3 protein-coding genes are annotated in these 4,515 nt (G+C 58.6%); 2 read left to right on the forward strand and 1 reads right to left on the reverse strand.

What is annotated here, in order from left to right; genetic code table 11:
• Positions 1-52: 52 nt before the first annotated feature.
• Entirely contained in the window at positions 53-1,975 is a 1,923-nt protein-coding gene (gene dibA / locus ACW9IR_RS28770; RefSeq protein ID WP_457465997.1) for a phosphodiesterase DibA, read from the reverse strand.
• Positions 1,976-2,121: 146 nt separating this feature from the next.
• Between dibA and desA the strand changes: the two genes are divergently transcribed.
• Together desA and ACW9IR_RS28780 are read left to right on the forward strand one after the other, a co-directional pair.
• Positions 2,122-3,306 carry a delta-9 fatty acid desaturase DesA gene (gene desA / locus ACW9IR_RS28775; protein ID WP_016987605.1) on the forward strand — a complete coding sequence of 395 codons (1,185 nt, stop codon included), beginning with the start codon at positions 2,122-2,124 and terminating at the stop codon, positions 3,304-3,306.
• 143 nt (positions 3,307-3,449) lie between these two features.
• On the forward strand, positions 3,450-4,439 hold the full coding sequence (locus ACW9IR_RS28780; protein WP_095122292.1) for a GGDEF domain-containing protein: 990 nt from the start codon (positions 3,450-3,452) through the stop codon (positions 4,437-4,439).
• Positions 4,440-4,515: the final 76 nt, after the last annotated feature.

Consider the following 4,515-nt stretch of genomic DNA (forward strand, 5'->3'; position numbering starts at 1 on the left):
GCTCCTACAGGAATTGTGTAGGAGCTGCCGAAGGCTGCGATCTTTTGATCTTTTAACCAATAATCACCGGAGTTCTCGCCCAATCAATCTCCAGTTCCGGAACCGGCCGCCCAAACCAGTACCCCTGCCCTAGATCACATTCCTGCTCCAGCAAAAACGCCGCCTGCTCAACCTGTTCGATACCCTCGGCATGCACCTGCATGCCCATGCTCCGGGCCAGCGCGATGATCACCCGGACAATTGCCGCGTCATCCTCGTCCCACGGCAAGCCGGCGACGAAGCCCTGATCGATCTTCAGTTTCTGCACCGGCAAGCGCTTGAGCCGCAGCAGCGACGAGTAGCCCGTGCCGAAATCATCGATGGCCAGGCGAATGCCCAACTCGCGCAAACGATGCATCTGCTCCAGCGCCACTTCCGGATCGTCCATCACCGCGCTTTCGGTGACTTCCAGTTCGAGATACGCCGGATCCAGGCCGGTGTCGTGCAGCACCTGCGCTACTTGCTGGTACAACTCGCGCCGGGCGAACAACCGCGACGAAACATTCACCGCGACAAACGACAGCACGATCCCGGCCTGCTGCCACTGGCACATTTGTCGACACGCCTGTTGCATCACCCACGCGTCGATTTCGGCGATCAGCCCAGTGCGCTCGGCTATCGGAATGAATTCCGCTGGCGACACTAGGCCACGCTGCGGATGCTGCCAGCGCACCAGTGCCTCAACGCCGATCAGGCGACTGGTTTTCAAATCATGCACGGGTTGGTAATAAACCCGCAGTTCCTGCTGTTCCAGCGCCCGACGCAGTTCGAAAGCGATTTCCACCCGTTGCTGGGCGTGGGCGGTAAGTTCTTCGGTATACAAGGCATAACCGTTGCGGCCGCTGCTCTTGGCCTTGAACAGCGCCGCATCGGCATTGCGCAACAGTTGCTCGGCGCTTAGCGCATCGCTGGGGAACAGACTGATGCCGAGGCTGGCGTTGATGAACAACTGATTGCCATCAATGCTGAACGGCTCCTTCAGTGCATCGAGAATCCGTTGCGCCAGCGCTGCTGCCTGCACCGGCTGTGGACAACTCTCTGCCAACACCGCGAACTCGTCGCCGCCCAGGCGCGCCAGAGTAATGCCGGGACCAAACAGTTCTTGCAAACGCGCCGCCACAGCCTTGAGCAAGCGATCGCCGATGTTATGGCCGAGGCTGTCGTTGATCATTTTGAAATGATCGAGATCGAGCATCAGCAATGCACAGCCGCGCTTGTGATTTTGCGCCGAGGCCAACGCCTGTTCGGCGCGGTCGCTGAACAGCAGACGATTGGGCAGGTCGGTCAGCGGATCGTGGTGCGCGAGGTGCTTGAGTTCATGCTCGGAATCCTTGATGGCGCTGATGTCGGAAAACACCGCGACGTAATGGCTGAGCCGGCCCTGATCATCGTGAATGACCCGGATGGTCTGCCACTGTGGATAAATCTCGCCGCTTTTTCGCCGGTTCCAGATTTCACCGCTCCATTCGCCTTGCGACTCAAGCGTGGCAAACATTGCCTGATAGAACCCTGGCGGATGGTGGCCGGATTTGAACAGCCTCGGCGGCTGCCCAATGACTTCTTCACGCTGATAACCGGTGATCTCCATGAAGGCGCGATTGACGTGCACGATCAGCCCATGATGGTTGGTCACCAACACGCCTTCGCGGGTGCAATCGAATACCGCCGCGGCCTGACGCAAGCGTTCTCGATCGGCGTGCCGCTCGCGCAAACGCGCGCCAATCCCGAGAAACTCACACAATCGCGCCCGCGCCAGGAAAATCAGCCCGGCGCTGAGCGCCGCAAAGACGTAACCGTTGATCAGTTGCCACCGGGCAAGATCGACCGAGTTATCGAAGAAATTGTTTAATAAATGATCAGTACCTTGCAGCCAGACGGCAGCAAGCACGAGATAGAGCAACGCTGCACGCAAAGCATCGCGGTAAGTGGCAGGCATTCGGCTATCCATGTCCCTACAAAAAGGTTGGAATTATAGGTCAAGAAACATTCAGCGACTCTTATCTGAAAGGGCGACTGGTTTTATCTGTGTGCTTGGTGATAATGCAACGGCTGTTTTTATCTTTATCGAGGGCCCTATAGCCTATGTGGTACGAAGGTTTTCTTGGCTTGTCGGCCTGGTCTCTGGTCGCAGTCACCCTGCTGATGACCCACGTGACGATTGTTGCCGTCACGGTCTATCTGCACCGCTACTCGGCCCATCGCTCGCTGGAGCTGAATGCTGGCCTGAAGCACTTTTTCCGTTTCTGGCTGTGGCTGACCACGGCGCAGAACACCCGCGAGTGGACTGCCATCCACCGTAAACACCACGCCAAATGCGAAACCGAAGACGACCCGCACAGCCCGGTCATCAAAGGTCTTTCCACTGTGCTGCGTACCGGCGCCGAGCTATATCGCGCCGAAGCGCAGAACCCGGAGACCCTGCGCATCTACGGCAAAAACTGCCCCGAAGACTGGATCGAGCGCAACGTCTACAGCCGCTACCCTCTGCTGGGCGTGGCGATCATGGGCGTTATCGACCTGCTGCTGTTCGGCACCATCGGCATCACCATCTGGGCGATCCAGATGATGTGGATCCCGGTTTGGGCTGCTGGCGTCATCAACGGTCTGGGCCATGCTGTCGGTTACCGCAACTTCGAATGCCGCGACGCGGCGACCAATCTGGTGCCGTGGGGCATCCTGATCGGCGGCGAAGAACTGCACAACAACCATCACACCTACCCTAACTCGGCCAAGCTGTCGGTGAAGAAGTGGGAGTTCGACCTCGGTTGGGCGTGGATCAAAGTCTTCTGCTTCCTGCGTCTGGCCAAGGTTCAGCGTGTAGCGCCGATTGCCCACCGCGTTGAAGGCAAGGGCAGTCTGGACATGGACACCGCCATGGCGATCCTCAACAACCGCTTCCAGATCATGGCCCAGTACCGCAAGTTGGTGATCGGTCCGCTGGTCAAGCAAGAGCTGGCCAAGGTCGATCATTCGGTGCGCCACCAGTTCCACCGCGCCAAACGCCTGCTGTCACGGGAAACCAGCCTGCTGGAAGACCGTCATCACTTGCGCATCCAGACCATGCTCGAGCACAGTCAGGCGTTGAAGGTAATTTACGAAAAACGCCTGGCCCTGCAGCAGATCTGGGTCAAGACCAGCGCAAATGGCCACGACATGCTCGCCGCAATCAAGGAGTGGATTCACGAGGCAGAAGCCAGTGGCATCCAGTCCCTGCGTGAATTCGCTGACCAGTTGAAAACCTACTCGCTGCGTCCTGCGGCGGTCTGAGACCGTTGATCGGTGCACCCGGCTCCCGGGTGCACCCTTCGGAACTTCGCTAAAAATCGCCTATCTCAAAGACACTTCGCCATCCCGGCGGGCTGTACTGTGGCCGTTGTCGAATTGCGGCACGTCCTTTGAGATCTGTGCCGATGGTCAACAACAATCAAAAAGACTCATCCTTCCCGCAGTGGCCCGAGGCCGCGCAAACCCTCATGGCGTTGATGCACGCCCAAGGCGAAGTCGCTCGGCTAAGCGAACGCGAGCAGCTGTTCAGCTCATTGCTGGTCAGCGTCAACGCCGTACTTTGGGCTTTCAACTGGGAAACCCGTCAGGTGCTGTACGTCAGTCCCGCCTATGAACGGATTTTCGGTCGCTCCGCCGGCCTCCTGCTCGCCGACTACAACCAATGGCGCGACAGCATCTACCCCGACGACCTGGAATACGCCGAACGCAGCCTTGCCGAAGTCCTGCACAAAGGTGCGGTGGAAGATCGCGAATACCGCATCATCGCCGCCGACGGTCAGGTGCGCTGGCTCAGCGACAAGTGTTTCATCAACCGTCAGGACGAACCCGGTCAACCGGTCATCATCGTCGGCATTGCCGAAGACATCACTGACAAGAAGCAGATGGAAACCGAGCTGCATCGCTTGGCGACCACCGACGTATTGACGCAAAGCAGCAATCGTCGGCACTTCTTCGAGTGCGCCAACCGCGAGTTCGAAGAGGCACGTGTGCATGGTTCGCAGATGGCCTTTCTGCTGCTGGATATCGATGACTTCAAAATGATCAACGACAGTTACGGCCATCCCGAAGGCGACAACGTGTTGCAGCGGATCGCTGAGTGCGGGCGTGGCTCGTTGCGGCGAGGTGATCTGTTCGGGCGGATTGGCGGGGAAGAGTTTGCGGCGGTGTTTCCAGGGTGCGCACCGGACATGGCCATGCAAGTGGCCGAGCGACTGCAGCAGGAGATTCAGCGGTTGAGTTTCAGCCATGACGGCCAGACGTTCGGCATCACTGTCAGCCAAGGGCTGACCAGCCTTACCGGGGAAGACGAAAGCCTCGACAGCCTGTTCGCCCGCGCGGATGCGGCCATGTATGAGGCCAAGCGACAGGGCAAGAACCGGATTATTTCTGCCTGACCCGTATCTCAGCTACACAGAGATCCATTGTAGGAGTGAGCCTGCTCGCGATAGCGGTGTGTCGGACACACAGAAT

The sequence above is a fragment of the Pseudomonas sp. SDT291_1_S447 genome, from assembly GCF_054070155.1.